This window comes from Pectobacterium cacticida (genome assembly GCF_036885195.1).
GTDB classification, from domain to species: Bacteria; Pseudomonadota; Gammaproteobacteria; order Enterobacterales; family Enterobacteriaceae; genus Pectobacterium; species Pectobacterium cacticida.
This window is the reverse complement of sequence record NZ_CP133656.1, coordinates 3,661,895-3,678,232: the sequence shown is the minus strand read 5'-3', so window position 1 is coordinate 3,678,232 and position 16,338 is coordinate 3,661,895. Positions and strand designations below refer to the sequence as shown.

Annotated in this window: 13 protein-coding genes; 12 read left to right on the top strand and 1 reads right to left on the bottom strand. The window is 52.0% G+C overall.

Annotation, left to right across the window (positions count from 1 at the left end; genetic code table 11):
• Positions 1-119: 119 nt before the first annotated feature.
• Together rpoC and shiA are read left to right on the top strand one after the other, a co-directional pair.
• A complete protein-coding gene (gene rpoC, locus RFN81_RS16730; protein WP_264496889.1) occupies positions 120-4,343 on the top strand; it encodes a DNA-directed RNA polymerase subunit beta' in 4,224 nt (1,407 codons plus the stop codon).
• A gap of 151 nt (positions 4,344-4,494) precedes the next feature.
• Positions 4,495-5,892: a shikimate transporter gene (gene shiA, locus RFN81_RS16725; protein WP_264496888.1), complete on the top strand. Its 1,398-nt coding sequence runs from the start codon at positions 4,495-4,497 to the stop codon at positions 5,890-5,892.
• A 66-nt stretch (positions 5,893-5,958) separates the two neighbouring features.
• On the opposite strand, the gene RFN81_RS16720 is transcribed toward shiA, so the two are convergent.
• Complete coding sequence (locus RFN81_RS16720; protein ID WP_264496887.1) at positions 5,959-6,150, bottom strand: DUF1127 domain-containing protein; 192 nt, start codon at positions 6,148-6,150, stop codon at positions 5,959-5,961.
• Between the two features lie 168 nt (positions 6,151-6,318).
• On the opposite strand from RFN81_RS16720, the gene RFN81_RS16715 reads away from it, so the two are divergent.
• From RFN81_RS16715 to argE, 10 genes are all read left to right on the top strand, one after another.
• Complete coding sequence (locus RFN81_RS16715; protein ID WP_264496886.1) at positions 6,319-7,737, top strand: PLP-dependent aminotransferase family protein; 1,419 nt, start codon at positions 6,319-6,321, stop codon at positions 7,735-7,737.
• A 594-nt stretch (positions 7,738-8,331) separates the two neighbouring features.
• Complete coding sequence (locus RFN81_RS16710) at positions 8,332-9,207, top strand: MurR/RpiR family transcriptional regulator (RefSeq protein WP_264496885.1); 876 nt, start codon at positions 8,332-8,334, stop codon at positions 9,205-9,207.
• A 57-nt stretch (positions 9,208-9,264) separates the two neighbouring features.
• A complete protein-coding gene (locus tag RFN81_RS16705) occupies positions 9,265-10,233 on the top strand; it encodes an agmatinase (RefSeq protein ID WP_264496884.1) in 969 nt (322 codons plus the stop codon).
• Positions 10,234-10,311: 78 nt separating this feature from the next.
• On the top strand, positions 10,312-11,097 hold the full coding sequence (locus RFN81_RS16700) for a transporter substrate-binding domain-containing protein (protein WP_264496883.1): 786 nt from the start codon (positions 10,312-10,314) through the stop codon (positions 11,095-11,097).
• Positions 11,098-11,121: 24 nt separating this feature from the next.
• On the top strand, positions 11,122-12,486 hold the full coding sequence (locus RFN81_RS16695) for an MmgE/PrpD family protein (RefSeq protein WP_264496882.1): 1,365 nt from the start codon (positions 11,122-11,124) through the stop codon (positions 12,484-12,486).
• A 50-nt stretch (positions 12,487-12,536) separates the two neighbouring features.
• A complete protein-coding gene (locus RFN81_RS16690; RefSeq protein ID WP_264496881.1) occupies positions 12,537-13,193 on the top strand; it encodes an amino acid ABC transporter permease in 657 nt (218 codons plus the stop codon).
• Between the two features lie 15 nt (positions 13,194-13,208).
• Complete coding sequence (locus RFN81_RS16685; protein ID WP_264496880.1) at positions 13,209-13,871, top strand: amino acid ABC transporter permease; 663 nt, start codon at positions 13,209-13,211, stop codon at positions 13,869-13,871.
• On the top strand, positions 13,864-14,616 hold the full coding sequence (locus tag RFN81_RS16680; RefSeq protein WP_264496879.1) for an amino acid ABC transporter ATP-binding protein: 753 nt from the start codon (positions 13,864-13,866) through the stop codon (positions 14,614-14,616). Before RFN81_RS16685 ends, RFN81_RS16680 begins: the two co-directional genes overlap by 8 nt.
• 88 nt (positions 14,617-14,704) lie before the next feature.
• On the top strand, positions 14,705-15,115 hold the full coding sequence (locus RFN81_RS16675) for a RidA family protein (RefSeq protein ID WP_264499025.1): 411 nt from the start codon (positions 14,705-14,707) through the stop codon (positions 15,113-15,115).
• A gap of 7 nt (positions 15,116-15,122) precedes the next feature.
• Positions 15,123-16,280 (top strand): acetylornithine deacetylase, encoded by a 1,158-nt coding sequence (gene argE / locus RFN81_RS16670; protein WP_264496878.1) that lies wholly within the window; start codon positions 15,123-15,125, stop codon positions 16,278-16,280.
• Positions 16,281-16,338 lie beyond the last annotated feature (58 nt).

Sequence of the window (16,338 nt, the reverse complement as noted above, 5' to 3'; positions counted from 1 at the left end):
CAGCTCGTTGTATCGCTGGCATTCGTCATAGGGACACCTGAGCGCCGTTTTGAACGGTACGCCGTTTTTAACAGAAGGTTCAGGTGTCTATCAGGTCTAACTCCGACAGGAGCCAATCCGTGAAAGACTTATTAAAGTTTCTGAAAGCGCAAACTAAAACCGAAGAGTTTGATGCGATCAAAATTGCGCTGGCCTCGCCAGACATGATCCGTTCCTGGTCTTTTGGTGAAGTCAAAAAACCAGAAACCATCAATTACCGTACGTTCAAGCCTGAACGTGACGGCCTTTTTTGCGCCCGTATCTTTGGGCCAGTAAAAGACTATGAGTGCCTGTGCGGTAAATACAAGCGCTTGAAACACCGCGGTGTCATTTGTGAAAAGTGCGGTGTTGAAGTTACCCAAACTAAAGTACGCCGTGAGCGTATGGGCCACATCGAACTGGCCTCCCCGACTGCGCACATCTGGTTCCTGAAGTCGCTGCCATCGCGTATCGGTTTACTGCTGGATATGCCGCTGCGTGATATCGAGCGGGTGCTGTATTTTGAATCTTATGTTGTGATTGAAGGCGGCATGACCAACCTTGAGCGCCGTCAGATCCTGACTGAAGAGCAGTATCTGGATGCGCTGGAAGAGTTCGGTGATGAATTCGACGCAAAAATGGGTGCCGAAGCCATCCAAGCCCTGCTGAAGAATATGGACCTGGAGCAGGAATGCGAGCAGTTGCGCGAGGAGCTGACCGAAACCAACTCCGAAACCAAACGTAAGAAGCTGACAAAGCGCATTAAGCTACTGGAAGCGTTCGTTCAATCTGGTAACAAGCCGGAATGGATGATCTTGACCGTTTTGCCAGTGCTGCCACCCGATCTGCGTCCATTAGTTCCGCTGGATGGTGGTCGTTTTGCAACGTCTGACCTGAACGATCTGTATCGTCGCGTAATTAACCGTAACAACCGTTTGAAACGTCTGCTGGATCTGGCGGCGCCGGATATCATTGTCCGTAACGAAAAGCGTATGTTGCAGGAAGCGGTTGATGCACTGTTAGATAATGGTCGTCGCGGTCGTGCGATCACCGGTTCTAACAAACGTCCCCTGAAATCCTTAGCCGATATGATTAAGGGTAAGCAGGGTCGTTTCCGTCAGAACCTGCTCGGTAAGCGTGTTGACTACTCCGGTCGTTCTGTCATCACCGTTGGTCCATACCTGCGTCTGCACCAGTGTGGTTTGCCGAAGAAAATGGCCCTGGAACTGTTCAAACCATTCATCTACGGCAAGCTGGAGCTGCGTGGTCTTGCTACCACGATTAAAGCCGCCAAGAAAATGGTTGAGCGTGAAGAAGCCGTCGTATGGGATATCCTGGACGAAGTCATCCGTGAACATCCAGTATTACTGAACCGTGCACCAACACTGCACCGTTTGGGTATTCAGGCATTTGAACCGGTACTGATCGAAGGTAAAGCTATCCAGTTGCACCCACTGGTTTGTGCGGCCTATAACGCCGACTTCGACGGTGACCAGATGGCTGTGCACGTACCGCTGACGTTGGAAGCCCAGTTGGAAGCGCGTGCGTTAATGATGTCGACCAACAACATCCTGTCTCCGGCGAATGGTGAGCCAATCATCGTTCCTTCTCAGGACGTAGTATTAGGTCTGTACTACATGACGCGTGACTGTGTTAACGCCAAGGGCGAAGGCATGGTGCTTACGGGGCCGAAGGAAGCTGAACGTGTCTATCGTGCTGGTCTGGCTTCACTGCATGCGCGCGTCAAAGTGCGAATCACCGAAGAAATCAAGACCATCGAAGGTGAGGTCACTCACCGTACATCGCTGATTGATACGACGGTCGGTCGCGCCATTCTCTGGATGATCGTGCCGAAGGGGTTGCCATTTTCAATCGTCAACCAGCCGCTGGGCAAGAAAGCGATCTCCAAAATGCTCAATACCTGTTACCGCATTTTGGGCTTGAAACCAACGGTTATCTTTGCCGACCAGATCATGTACACCGGCTTTGCTTACGCCGCGCGCTCTGGCGCTTCCGTCGGTATCGATGACATGGTTATCCCAGCTAAGAAGGCGGGGATCATCGAAGAAGCCGAAACCGAGGTCGCTGAGATCCAGGAGCAGTTCCAATCTGGTTTGGTGACGGCGGGTGAACGTTATAACAAAGTGATCGATATTTGGGCGGCGGCGAACGAACGTGTTGCTAAAGCGATGATGGAAAACCTGTCCGTTGAGGATGTGGTTAACCGTGATGGCGTTGTTGAGCAACAGGTGTCTTTCAACAGTATCTTTATGATGGCTGACTCCGGCGCGCGTGGTTCTGCGGCACAGATACGTCAGTTGGCCGGGATGCGTGGTTTGATGGCGAAACCCGATGGTTCCATCATCGAAACGCCGATTACCGCGAACTTCCGTGAAGGTCTGAACGTACTCCAGTACTTCATCTCGACGCACGGTGCGCGTAAAGGTTTGGCGGATACGGCACTGAAAACGGCGAACTCCGGTTATCTGACGCGCCGTCTGGTTGACGTTGCGCAGGATCTTGTCGTTACCGAAGACGATTGTGGTACCCACGAAGGTATTATGATGACGCCAGTGATCGAGGGTGGTGATGTTAAAGAACCACTGCGTGAGCGTGTTCTGGGGCGTGTGACGGCTGAAGACGTCATCAAACCGGGTACAGCGGACATTCTGGTGCCACGTAACACCTTGCTGAATGAACAGTGGTGTGACTTGCTGGAAGAGAATTCCGTTGACGCCGTCAAAGTGCGTTCAGTAGTGAGTTGCGAAACGGACTTCGGCGTTTGTGCCAAATGTTACGGGCGTGACCTGGCTCGTGGCCATATCATCAACAAGGGTGAGGCCATCGGGGTCATCGCGGCACAGTCCATCGGTGAACCGGGTACACAGTTAACCATGCGTACGTTCCACATCGGTGGTGCGGCATCGCGTGCGGCGGCTGAATCCAGCATTCAGGTGAAGAACAAGGGTAGCCTGAAACTGATAAACGCCAAATTCGTTATGAACAGCAACAATAAATTGGTGATTACTTCACGTAATACCGAATTGAAACTGATTGATGAATTTGGGCGTACGAAAGAAAGCTATAAAGTTCCTTACGGTGCGGTTATGGCCAAAGGCGATGGTGCCGAGGTTAACGGCGGTGAAACCGTCGCTAACTGGGATCCGCATACCATGCCTGTCATCACGGAAGTGAGCGGTAACATTCGTTTCACCGACATGATCGATGGCCAGACGATTACGCGTCAGACCGATGAACTGACCGGCTTGTCTTCTATCGTGGTTCTGGATAGCGCAGAGCGTACCGGTAGTGGTAAAGACCTGCGCCCGGCGCTGAAAATCGTTGATGATAAAGGCGAAGATGTTCTGATCCCTGGTACTGACATGCCAGCGCAGTACTTCCTGCCGGGTAAAGCGATCGTCCAATTGGAAGATGGCGTGAAAATCAGCAGCGGTGATACGTTGGCGCGTATTCCTCAGGAATCTGGCGGTACCAAGGATATTACCGGTGGTCTGCCACGCGTAGCCGATCTGTTCGAAGCGCGTCGTCCGAAAGAGCCGGCTATTCTGGCAGAGATCAGCGGTATCATTTCCTTCGGTAAGGAAACTAAGGGCAAACGTCGTCTGGTGATCACCCCGGTTGACGGTAGTGAGCCTTACGAAGAGATGATTCCAAAATGGCGTCAGCTCAACGTGTTCGAAGGTGAAATGGTCGAGCGCGGCGATGTGGTTTCCGATGGTCCAGAGTCTCCGCACGATATTCTGCGTCTGCGTGGTGTACATGCGGTTACGCGTTATATCACCAACGAAGTGCAGGAAGTCTACCGTCTGCAAGGCGTTAAGATTAACGATAAGCACATCGAGGTCATCGTTCGCCAGATGCTGCGTAAAGGGACTATCGTTAGCGCAGGCAGCACGGAATTCCTCGAAGGCGAACAGGCGGAAGTGTCTCGTATCAAGATCGCCAACCGTCAGTTGGAAGCGGAAGGTAAGATCCCGGCAACGTACAGTCGCGATCTGCTGGGGATTACCAAAGCGTCTCTGGCGACCGAGTCCTTCATTTCTGCGGCATCGTTCCAGGAAACCACGCGCGTATTGACCGAAGCGGCGGTAGCCGGTAAACGTGATGAGCTGAGAGGCTTGAAAGAGAACGTTATCGTAGGTCGTCTGATCCCTGCGGGTACGGGTTATGCGTATCATCAGGATCGCATGCGTCGTCGTCAGTCCGGGGAAACGCCAGTCGCACCTCAGGTGAGTGCCGATGAAGCGTCTGCTAACCTGGCTGAGCTGTTGAACGCAGGTTTTGGTAGCAGTGACGACAAGTAAGTGATTTGAGGTCGCGCGCTATGCGTTAAATCATCACCGTATGTGATAAGACATAAACCCCGGCTACCATAGTCGGGGTTTTTTTATAGCACAATGTCTTCCTGAGACTTTTTATTGTACAGTGGTGTAAAGTAAATAGAACGGAACCAACATGAACTCTTCAATTACGCCAGCATGCACTCAGCCCGATGGTTTATTACCGCATCAGGGTAACGCTGATATATCTAGTGAAATCAATAATAAACAGTTGGCTATAAATTTACGTCGTCGGGCGCGCCGCGCCGCATGGGGAAGTTTTGTTGGCGCAGTTGTTGATTGGTATGATTTTCTACTGTACGGAATTGTTGCCGCTCTGGTTTTTAATAGTGAATTTTTCCCTCAGGTTAGCCCAACAATGGGAACGCTAGCGGCATTTGCTACGTTCGGCGTCGGGTTTTTGTTCCGTCCGCTTGGTGGAATGGTATTTGGGCATTTCGGGGACAAACTGGGCCGTAAACGGATGTTGATGATTACGGTTTGGATGATGGGGATTTCCACTGCGCTGATTGGACTATTGCCGTCGTTTGATTCTATTGGCTGGTGGGCGCCAGTGCTGCTGGTCACGCTGCGAGCCATTCAGGGATTCGCGGTCGGCGGGGAATGGGGCGGAGCGGCGCTATTGGCGGTAGAAAGCGCGCCTAAGAAAAAAAAGGCCTTTTACAGCAGTGGCGTACAGGTGGGGTTTGGTGTCGGGCTATTGCTGGCTACCGGGTCGGTATCGGTAGTAAGCCATCTGACTACCAATGAGGAATTCATCCAATGGGGATGGCGTTTGCCGTTCTTATTTAGCCTGATATTGGTTGCCATCGCCTGGTGGGTGCGCAATGGGATGGATGAATCTCAGGAGTTTGAGGCGAATAAAACCCAGACAGAAAAGGCGCAAAAACGGCGTTCGCTTCCCATTATGGATGCACTGCGCCAGAATCCGAAAGCTTTCCTACTGATTATTGCGCTACGATTAGGCGAGTTGCTGACGATGTATATCGTTACCGCGTTTGCCCTCAATTATTCGACAACGCACCTTGGTCTATCGCGCGATATTTTTCTGAATATCGGGCTTCTGGTAGGGGCGATAAGCTGCGTGTCGATTCCTTTTTTTGCTTATTTGGCCGACAGCTTTGGCCGGCGTCGCATCTATGTAACGGGCGCGTTGATTGGCGCAATGAGTGCGGTGCCATTCTTTTTGGCGCTAGAAAGCCATAACACGCTCATGATTCTGTTCTTTGCCATCATGCTGGCGAATATAGCCCACGATATGATCGTAAGCGTACAACAGCCGATGTTTACCGAGCTATTTGGTACGGCGTATCGCTATAGTGGAGCGGGTGTGGGTTATCAGGTGGCCAGCGTGGTCGGCGGTGGATTTACGCCGTTTATCGCGGTTCTGCTGGTACAGTATATGGATGGGGCGTGGTATGCGGTAGCGGCGTATCTGACTGTTGGCTGCTTATTGTCGGCGATAGTCGGTATGCGGATGACGGTAAAATCGACGGATGCCTTGTCTGATTAACCTTTAAACGCCCTCCCTTTGTTATGCCGATACGGGCGCAATGTCCGTATCGGCGGCGTTGGCGCTCTACCTAAATTGGTCGAGATCGCTACGATTCAGGCCGATATCTTTTAGTCGTTCATCACTCATATTTCGTAGCATTTTTACTGTATGCATCCTTATTCGCCAGGCTTTCCACCGACGGAACGGAAAGGTAAGACTGCGCCAAAGTGCTGACTTGCGAAACGGTTTTTGTGATCGATTCTCGTGAGATTGCATATGTATCCCTCGCCAGTGAATGGGCGTTATGATGCGGCGAAAGCGGTTTGCAATACAGATTCAGAAAATTGATTTTTTTAGCATACAGAATAGGTAGTATTGCATCTGAATGGCGATTTTCAGTGGCATCTGTATGGGCTGTCGGCGAATCAGGGGGAGGAGGAAAGGATGACGCGTTATCAACATCTCGCTGAACTGCTGGCGCAGCGAATCGAGCAGGGGTTATACCGAAGCGGAGAGCGCCTGCCTTCCGTTCGGGCATTGAGCACAGAACATGGCGTGAGTATCAGTACCGTACAGCAAGCTTACCACCTGCTGGAAACCCGACGGTTGGTTATGCCACAGCCGCGTTCGGGGTATTTTGTCGCGCCGCGTAAAGCGACGCCGCCCGTGCCCGCGTTGACGCGTCCGGCTCAGCGGCCGGTTGAAGTCACTCATTGGGATTCGGTTTTGGAGCTGTTTAATTCTCGTCTCAGTCCCACGTTGTGTAATCTTGGCGGCGGGATGCCAGATGTGGATCAATCGTCACTTACGCCATTGTGGCGATCGATGAGTCGCTTATGCCAGCGTCGAGATCCACGCGTGCTGAGTTATGGTGATATGTATGGTGCGAGAGAGCTGCGTGAACAGGTAGCGAGAATGGCGGTGGACAGCGGCTGTCAATTAACCGAAGACGACATCGTAATGACAACCGGATGTCAGGAAGCGCTATTTGTTGCGGTGCGATCGATTTGTCAATCGGGTGATATCGTAGCGGTAGAATCGCCCACGTTTCCTGGGACTTTGCAGTTACTACGTGGTTTAGGGATCAAACTGATCGAGATTCCAACCGATGCCGTAACGGGGATCAGCTTAGAAGCACTGGCGCTGGCGCTGGAACAATGGCCGGTTAAAGCGCTGCTGCTCGTGCCGAACTGCAATAATCCGCTGGGTTTTATCATGCCAGAGACGCGTAAAAAGGCTTTGCTGACTCTGGCGCAACAATACGATTTAGCGATTATTGAGGATGATGCCTATGGTGAGCTAGTCTACGATTATCCACGCCCAAGGACGTTAAAATCATTCGATAACGAAGGCCGCGTACTGTTATGCAGCTCATTTTCCAAAACGATTGCACCTGGCTTGCGTGTCGGCTGGATAGCGCCAGGCCGTTATCTGGCTCGTGTTCTGCACATGAAATATACCAGCACGGGCTATGCCGTGACGCATACGCAATTGGCAGCCGCCGAGTTCCTCGCTCAAGGACATTATCAACCGCACCGGCGACGTATGTGCGCGGCCTATAAAGCCAACATGGAGATGTTTATCTGCCATATCAGGGAATATTTCCCGTGTGGCATTTGCGTCAGTCGCCCACAGGGGGGATTTTTACTGTGGGTAGAATTTCCTGAACCGTTTGATGCTTTACGTCTAAATGCTATCGTGCGCCAATCTGGGATTCAGGTTGCAGCGGGCTCACTCTTTTCGGCCGCGGGAAAATATCGCAACTGTATGCGTATGAATTATGCATTGCCGCTAACAGAAGAAAAGAAGCGTATTTTGTCGGTGGTTGGCTGTGCCGCGCAACAACTGCTCGACGAGGCATAAACCAAGCTGATTGAAGAGACGCGCATTTTGACTTCTCTGTGTATGAGGGGTAAGCATGGAAGGGCCGATACGGATAAGGATAAGTCCCGTATCGGCGGGGTGGCGTGCGGAGCCGATAAGTGGCAAATGGCTCCGATCGACAAGCGGCAAAATACGCGGGCTTGCCAACGACGCCACTGTATTCTTCACCTTAGGTCATGGCGATAGGCCGAATGACATATTGCGCGGCGCAACCCTGAGAATATTTCTTTATTTGTGATTCTCATCCCGACCTGTGAGCCGTCTCCCAAATCAGTCACATCTTCATCCTATCTGCTTATCATCAGAATGCACTCCATTGGAGCATGACTTGCACCTTCCGCGTGCGCCCTGTCAACGCCCTTTATCTGATCATTTTATCGCCACTGGTTGCCCGAAAAAATATTTGCGGCTGGATCTGAATCAGATGAATCAATTCATTTTCCTGTATCACGCTATCGGCCGCGCATAAAACGACCAGAGGTTGTGTAATTTGAATCAAATGAATCAGAGTGAATCGTTTCTGGCACGGTGGTTGCAATTTTGCAGATGTCACCTTCACTGTGGAATGTGTTTATGGATCATCTTGCGCTATGCCAGCAATTAAAGCAGACCTTCGATGCGTTACCGAAGCAGGAACGTCTGGCGGCGAGCTTTGTGCTGGATCATCCGCAAGAAGTCGCGGTGATGTCAATGCGTGAACAAGCACGGTTGGCAGGGATTCCGCCGTCGACGATGACCCGTCTGGCGAAACGGTTGGGGTTGTCGGGCTACGATGAAATTCGCCAGATTTTCGCCAACGCGATTCAGGTGAAAGGGTATGAATATGGCTCCCGTGTCCCTGCATTGGTGGAAATGAAGCGAAAGATGGGGGAAAGCTCTCTGGTGCTGGATTTAGCCAACGCCACAATATCGCATATTCAAACACTGTGTCAGGATGAGAATCTGGCGTCGATTGTGCGTGCAGCGAAGATTTTAGCAGAAGGACGAATTATTTATTGTCTTGGGTTGCGTTCATCTTTCGCCGTGGTATTTCATTTCACGCATATCTCTGCCTATTTTCAGGAAAATATTCATTTAATTGATGGTGCTGGAGAAAGTGGCGCCATGTCATTGATGAGAAATATTGGCGCTAAAGATGTTTTATTAGTCTGTAGCTTATCGCCCTATTCCCGTCGAGCGGTATCCATCAGTCGGTATTTAGCAAAACAAAAAGTTAAAATTATTGCCATTACTGATAATGCCAGTTCACCGGTAGCGCGCATTGCCAGCGAAACCATTTTAGTAAAAAAACAAACTACGTCATTTTTCGATACGATTACGCCTGCATTTTTAGTGAGTGAATTACTCGTGGCGTTATTAGCCGCTAGCGCAAAAGTGAATGTGCGAGAATCTGTTAATCGTACCGAAGATACATTATGGGAAATGGGTGAGTGGTGGAGTCTGAATTAATTACCGCCTTTTCCTGTTTACCACGTTGATTAAATAGAATTATCACCGGAGAACAATATGGTTGCCTATAAACCTGAATTAACGACACCGCCAAAACATGGTCATAAGAGTTTGCTGTATTCTGACGTAGTGACCGATTTATCGACGCTCGATAGCGTGGATATTGTTGTGCTGGGAATCCCGTATGGATCGCCCTATTCCATTGACGAGGTTAGCAATGATCAGAGCAATGGGCCAACGGCGGTTCGCCAGGCAACGGATCGCGCGGTTCGCAGCATTGAGCGTTATGACTTTGATATCGGCGGCCCACTTATGGATAACCAACCTATCCGTATGGTGGATGTGGGCGACATCGCAGGTGATGCCCGCGATTTAGGCCAGCATTATGCGGCGGCTGAAGCGGTCGTACGTAAAATCATCGCGCTGGGAGGAATGCCGTTAGTTATCGGCGGCGATCATGGTGTCCCGATTCCGGTACTGCGCGCGTTAGACACGCTTGGCCCGATCACCTTGATTCATATTGATGCACACCTTGACTGGCGTGAAGAGGTCAATGGCGTAACCGATGGGTATTCCAGCCCGATTCGACGGGCGTCGGAAATGGCGCATATCGGCGAAATTTTTCAGATTGGCCTTCGCGCCAATGGATCGGCTCGCCAGGAGGAAGTTGATGCGGCGCTGGCATATGGTGCGCATCTGATTCCGGCTCATCAGCTTCATGACGAAGGGGTAGAAGCGATTTTGAGTCGTATTCCCGATGGCGGAAATTATTACATTACCATGGATGCCGACGGTATCGACCCAACGATAATGCCTGCCGTTAATGGCCCGGCTTTAGGCGGCGTCACTTACGGAGAAGCGAGAAAAATAATCCATGGCCTGGTTAAAAAAGGTCGGGTTGTGGGTATGGATATTGTCGAAATTACACCTAAAAAAGATGTGAACAATATTACTGCGATTACCGCATGCCGTTTTTTCGTCAATTTAATTGGAATGGCAGTTCGCGCTGGATATTTCAAAAAATAATTTTTTCCAACACCAGGGTAATTTTCGCCGCGTGAAATCTGCGCATTGATTTATCATGAAATAATACAGGTGACCGTAATGAAAAAACACACGCTAGCAGCGATGTTTATTGGTGCCATAGCCACTTTCTCGGTAATAACGGCGAATGCCGCCAATGTTCTTGATACCATTTTGAGTCAGAAAAATCTTCGCGTAGCCGTGCCGGTTGATTACCCGCCATATGGCTATGTCGGCAGCGATATGAAACCACAAGGCGTGGATATCGATATTGCTAACCTAATAGGTGAAAAACTCGGCGTTAAAGTGACATTAATTCCCGTGACGGGCCCCAATCGGGTGCCTTATTTGCAAACGGGTAAAGCCGATATGACGATTTCATCACTGGGGAAAACGCCAGAACGCGCTAAGGTGATTGATTACAGTATCGCTTATGCCCCTTTTTTTGATGCGGTATTTGGTCGCAGCAATGTAAAAGCCAGCTCGCTTGATGAATTGAGTGGCAAAACCGTTTCCGTGACCCGTGGTTCCATGCAGGATGAAGAATTGACGCAACTGGCACCCAAGGCCATCGCCAAACGCTTCGAAGATAACAACAGCACCATTACTGCATTCCTTTCCGGCCAGACCGAGTTAGTCGCTATTGGTACGACCGTCGCGGGAGCGATGCGTCAGAAGAATCCGGCGCTGGATCTTGAACTGAAGGTGATCTTATCGAATTCACCCTGTTATGTCGGCATGCCAAAGGGGCAACCAGAATTGGTTAATCGGGTTAATGAAATCTTACGGGCCGCTAAAGCCGATGGGACGCTGGATAAAATTTCCCAAAAATGGTTGGGCGCTCCCGCGGGCGATCTGCCGGAGTAATTGAGGGCAAGGTGGAGAGCAATCATGACGGAACTTTACGGCACCCAAGTACTGGCTGACTGGACGGCCACGCTGACTCTTGACGTAGTGCCAGCAGCAGTACGGCAGGTCGCGGTACGCAGCCTGATCGATACGCTTGGTGTGATGTTGGCCGGTGTGAGCCAGCCTCCGGCCGTACAGGCGCGGGCGCTGGTGCGTATGACCGGGGGCACGGGGCGCGCTAACGTGGTCGGTAGCGCGTGGCGCAAGGCGGCGCCCGCCGCCACGTTTGCCAATGCCGTTGCCGCGCACGCCTGGGATTTTGACGATAACTGTTATGCCGGTTTCGTGCATGGTTCCGCAGTCATTGTTCCTGCCGCCTTAGCCGTTGCTCAGCAGAGCGGCGCGACAGGCGAACAGTTGCTTACCGCTTTGGTGGCCGGGGCGGAATGCCAGTACCGGCTTGGCATGGCGCTGGGCCAAACACTTTATGACCACGGGTGGTGGACGACCAGTGTTCTGGGAACCGTCGGTGCCTGCGCCGCCGCCGCTAGGTTGCTCGGACTCGATAGTACGGCAACGGCGAATGCGCTGGCGCTGGCGATCGGCGGCACTGGTGGAATGAAAAGTGTGTTTGGCTGTGACGCTAAACCGTTGCTGGCGGGCAAAGCAGCAGAAGCGGGTGTCCTTGCGGCGCTACTGGCGCAACACGGGGCGCGCGGGCCGCTGGATACGTTAGAGCATCGCTATGGTCTGGCAACGTTATATAACGAGGGAAAGCTCAGCCCCGCGTGGTTATCCGCGCCGCAGGATGACTGGTGCTTACTGTCTCCAGGCATCGATATCAAGCGTATCCCGGTATGCCTGTCGTCACATGCGGCGGTGGATGCCGTGATGGCGATAGTTATCGAGCATTGTCTCAGCCCCGAGGATATCGCTCACATCAGTTGTGATGTTCCACCGCTGGTGATTGCCAATTTGATTTATTCTCGGCCGCAAAATAGCCAACAGGCACAGTTCAGTATGCCCTTCGCCATTGCCGCGTCGCTGTGCTTTGGCGAACTGACATTGGCACACCTTGAGCGCGCGACGCTGAGCGATTCGCGGGTGATGGCAATCATGTCCACGGTATCCGTCTGTTCCGGTTCTCGCTGGCATGATGCCGATTTATTACGCCGAGCCCCGGAAGGGGCATGGGTGGAAGTCACCACGCGCGATGGCAGTACCTATCGTGATTTCAGGATTAAAGCGCATGGCTCTGCGCTATCTCCGCTGAGTGACGATGAACTCGGACGCAAATTTTTACAGTGCGCCGGGCGGGTGCTGGATGCGCGTTCTGTTTGCAAGGTATTGGACCGCTTGTGGAAGGTGTCGGCGCTACCTACGTTGGACGCCATACTCGATTGCTGAGCGGGTAAGGGTGAGTTAATGCTGATTCACATGAGTAAGGAGTCCTGAAAATGGTGTTTGATTTTATGACGGTGCTCCAGCAGTGGCCACTCTTGCTGTTTGGGACGCTAATGACGCTAGTAATGACGATTATTGCCACACTCTTCGGTTTGCTATTGGGGATCGCTGGCGGCTGGGCGCGGGCAAATGGCCCGCTCTGGTTAAGCATTGTGGTGGGTGGGTATGTGGAACTGTTTCGTAACACCCCCTATATCGTGCAACTGTTTTTTATTTTTTTTGGGTTGCCCGCTATTGGCCTGCAATTGTCAGCGGTCTCGGCCAGTGTATTGTCGCTGGTATTGAATCTGGGCGCTTATGCGGCAGAAATTACCCGCGCCGGTATCGAAACGACACCGCGAGGGCAAATTGAAGCCGCGCAGAGCCTGGCATTAAACCGTTGGCAGATCTTTACCCGAGTCATTCTGCCGCCGTCGCTGTCTCGCGTATGGCCGTCGCTGATCGGCCAGGTCATTATCATCATGCTGGGCTCTGCGGTATGCAGCCAGATTTCCACCGAGGAGTTGTCGTTCAGCGCCAATCTGATCGCCAGCCGGTCGTTTCGCAATTTTGAATCTTACATCATTGCGGCAGTGATCTACCTGGCTCTCGCCGTGGCGGTACGCCAATTTCTGAGCTGGTTAGGACCACGTTTTATTTTTGGCCGTTGATGGCAGGAATACGCTATGAGTGATTTTACGTTGTGGGATATCTACCGCAATTTGCTGTTGGCACTGCGCTGGACCGTGGGATTGTCGGCTATTGCCTTTATCGGCGGAGGCATCGTTGGCGGTATCTTACTGGTTTTACGCCTCTCTAAACGCGCCTGGTTACAGCGGTTTGTGGTGCTTTACATCAACCTCTTTCAGGGAACGCCGTTGCTACTGCAATTGTTCCTGACCTATTTCGGATTAGGGCTATTCGGCATTGAAACGTCACCGCTGTTTGCCGCCAGTATCTGTCTGACGCTGTATGCCAGCGCATTTTTGACCGAAATTTGGCGCGGTAGCGTCAACGCGATCGCTCGCCAACAATGGGAGGCGGCTGCCAGTCTGGCGTTGTCTTTCGGTGAACAATTACGTTATGTGATCCTGCCGCAGGCGCTGCGGATCGCTATCGCTCCCACCGTCGGGTTTATGGTGCAGGCCGTCAAGGCAACCGCGCTGGCCTCGGTGATTGGCTTTGTCGAACTCACGCGTTCCGGGCAAATTATTGCCAACGCAACATTTTCGCCTTTTTTGGTCTACGGCAGCGTGGCCATCTTGTATTTCATCTTGTGCTTTCCGCTCTCGTGGTGGAGTCGGCACTTAGAGAAACGGTTAAACCGGGGAGGTCAGCGCCATGACTGATATCAGCCAGACACCAGACAACTTTTCATTAGTACGTATTCACGGCCTGCATAAACGCTTTGGCGACAATGAAGTGTTGAAGGGGATCGACTTACAGGTGAAACGCCGTGAAGTGGTATGCATCATCGGTAAAAGCGGGTCGGGGAAAAGTACCCTACTACGCTGTATCAATGGGTTGGAGGCGTTTCAACAGGGAACGTTGACCGTTGATGGGCAGGCCATTCAGCAGGATAACCCGGCAGCCATGCGCGAATTACGTCAAAACGTCGGCATGATTTTCCAAAGCTTTAACTTATTTCCGCATCTGACGGTAAGTCGAAATATCATGCTGGCCCCCACGCTGGTGAAAAAAATGCAGACGGGGGAGGCGGAACGGATTACGCGTCAGCTTCTGGAGCGCGTTGGGCTAGCGGAGAAATTTGATTTCTGGCCGGATAGCCTTTCTGGCGGCCAGCAGCAGCGAGTGGCGATAGCACGGGCATTGGCGATGAATCCAGAGGTGTTGCTGTGTGACGAGATAACCTCGGCGCTGGATCCCGAATTGGTCGGCGAGGTACTGCAAGTCGTGGAGAAACTGGCACAGGAAGGCATGACGATCATTATGGTCACGCATGAGATGAACTTCGCCCGTAAGGTCAGCGATCGGGTGGTCTTTATGCATCAAGGCAAGGTGCATGAAGTCGGTTCGCCGGAGGATATATTCGATAACCCTCAAACCGATGAATTAAAACAGTTTTTATCCTAATTTCACGCAGTAAATATTCTTCTACCTCGTCGGGCGTACCCCGACGGTCATTCAGCGCAATTAAAGACAGGTTTACCAGGAGAGAAAGATCATGGTTCATACTCGCATTCGGCCGTTTAATACTCAAGAGACCTACCCAGAGCAAAACCTCAATAATGACCTCTGTCAGGCGGTTGTCGCCGGAAATATGGTCTTCCTACGTGGTCAGATTGGTCAGAATCTCGATACACGGGAATCGGTAGGAATTGGCGATGTTGCCGCACAGACCGAGCAGGCGATGTTTAACATTAATATGCTGTTGGAAGAATCAGGCAGCAAACTGGAAGATATCTGTAAAATTACGGTTTACCTGACGGATGTGCGTTATCGTGAAACGGTATACAACATCATGGGTCGTTGGCTGAAGGGCGTCTTTCCGGTATCCACTGGGTTGATGATCACCTCGCTGGCGCGCCCGGAATGGTGGGTTGAGATTGATGTGATCGCTGTTAAACCCTGAGGATAATATGATGCCTTCCGCCACGGATATTCTGGCGACCCTGGTGGGGTTCCCCACCCTGAGTCGCCAGTCTAATCTGCCACTAATTGATTATGTTGAATCCTATTTCGCCGACTACGCCATTCCGGTACGCCGGGTATATAGTGAGGATGGTCGATGCGCCAACCTTTATGCCACTATCGGGCCGCAGGATCGGGGCGGGATTTGTCTTTCCGGGCATTCGGATGTCGTGCCGGTGGCCGGACAACCCTGGACCAGCGATCCCTTCACGTTGACCCGTCGGGGCGATCGACTGTATGGGCGCGGTACGGCGGATATGAAAGGGTTTATCGCCTGCGTATTGGCTTCGGTTCCTGAGTTTATCCATGCTACACGCAAGCGTGATGCCTGTCCGGTGCATATCGCCATCAGTTATGATGAGGAAGTAGGGTGTGTCGGGGTCAGGGGATTGTTGTCGCAACTAAAGGAGGACGGCGCGCGGCCAACGGGGTGCATCATTGGTGAGCCGACCTTGATGCGGGTTGCCACCGCTCACAAGGGGAAAAGCGCCTGGCGTTGTCATATTCATGGTCAGGCGGCGCATTCTTCTCACCCGCAGGCCGGTGTTAATGCCATTGAATATGCTGCCGAACTGGTATTATTTTTACGACAACGCAGTCGCGACTGGCAACGCGGCGAACAGAATGCGTCATATCATCCATCGTGGTCGACCGTACAGGTTGGTGTGATGTCTGGTGGCACGGCAGTAAATGTGGTGCCGGATTATTGTCAGTTTGATTTTGAAATTCGTCCATTACCCGGTACTCATCACCACCTTCTCGCTGATGAACTGGCGGTTTTTGCGCAGGAACAACTGGTGCCGGAAATGCGCCGGGTGGCGGCGCAGGGCGATATCCATTTAGAACCACTCGCGGCTTATCCTGGGTTACAAGATGATGGTTCGTTACAGGCGTTAAAAGCACTATGCAGTGCGGCGCTTGGTCGGCATACTTCCTTTGATACGTTGTCGTTTGGTACGGAAGCGGGTTTGTTCCAGCAGGCGGGGATCCCGGCTATCGTTTGCGGCCCAGGGTCTATTACTGAGGCGCACAAAGCCGACGAGTTTATCGCGCTCGACCAGTTGGCCCAGTGCCAAACCTTCTTGCAGCGTGTCGTCGGCGGTTAAGTTATTGCCTTATGCGATGTGGCACGGTGACCCGGAAGGGGAGACGGCGGGTCACCGT

Excerpts from the sequence above, each read along its gene's own strand:
- shiA (WP_264496888.1), top strand. The coding sequence starts at position 4,495 with ATGAACTCTTCAATTACGCCAGCATGCACTCAGCCCGATGGTTTATTA.
- RFN81_RS16720 (WP_264496887.1), bottom strand. The coding sequence starts at position 6,150 with ATGCAATCTCACGAGAATCGATCACAAAAACCGTTTCGCAAGTCAGCA.
- RFN81_RS16715 (WP_264496886.1), top strand. The coding sequence starts at position 6,319 with ATGACGCGTTATCAACATCTCGCTGAACTGCTGGCGCAGCGAATCGAG.
- RFN81_RS16710 (WP_264496885.1), top strand. The coding sequence starts at position 8,332 with ATGGATCATCTTGCGCTATGCCAGCAATTAAAGCAGACCTTCGATGCG.
- RFN81_RS16705 (WP_264496884.1), top strand. The coding sequence starts at position 9,265 with ATGGTTGCCTATAAACCTGAATTAACGACACCGCCAAAACATGGTCAT.
- RFN81_RS16700 (WP_264496883.1), top strand. The coding sequence starts at position 10,312 with ATGAAAAAACACACGCTAGCAGCGATGTTTATTGGTGCCATAGCCACT.
- RFN81_RS16695 (WP_264496882.1), top strand. The coding sequence starts at position 11,122 with ATGACGGAACTTTACGGCACCCAAGTACTGGCTGACTGGACGGCCACG.
- RFN81_RS16690 (WP_264496881.1), top strand. The coding sequence starts at position 12,537 with ATGGTGTTTGATTTTATGACGGTGCTCCAGCAGTGGCCACTCTTGCTG.
- RFN81_RS16685 (WP_264496880.1), top strand. The coding sequence starts at position 13,209 with ATGAGTGATTTTACGTTGTGGGATATCTACCGCAATTTGCTGTTGGCA.
- RFN81_RS16680 (WP_264496879.1), top strand. The coding sequence starts at position 13,864 with ATGACTGATATCAGCCAGACACCAGACAACTTTTCATTAGTACGTATT.
- argE (WP_264496878.1), top strand. The coding sequence starts at position 15,123 with ATGATGCCTTCCGCCACGGATATTCTGGCGACCCTGGTGGGGTTCCCC.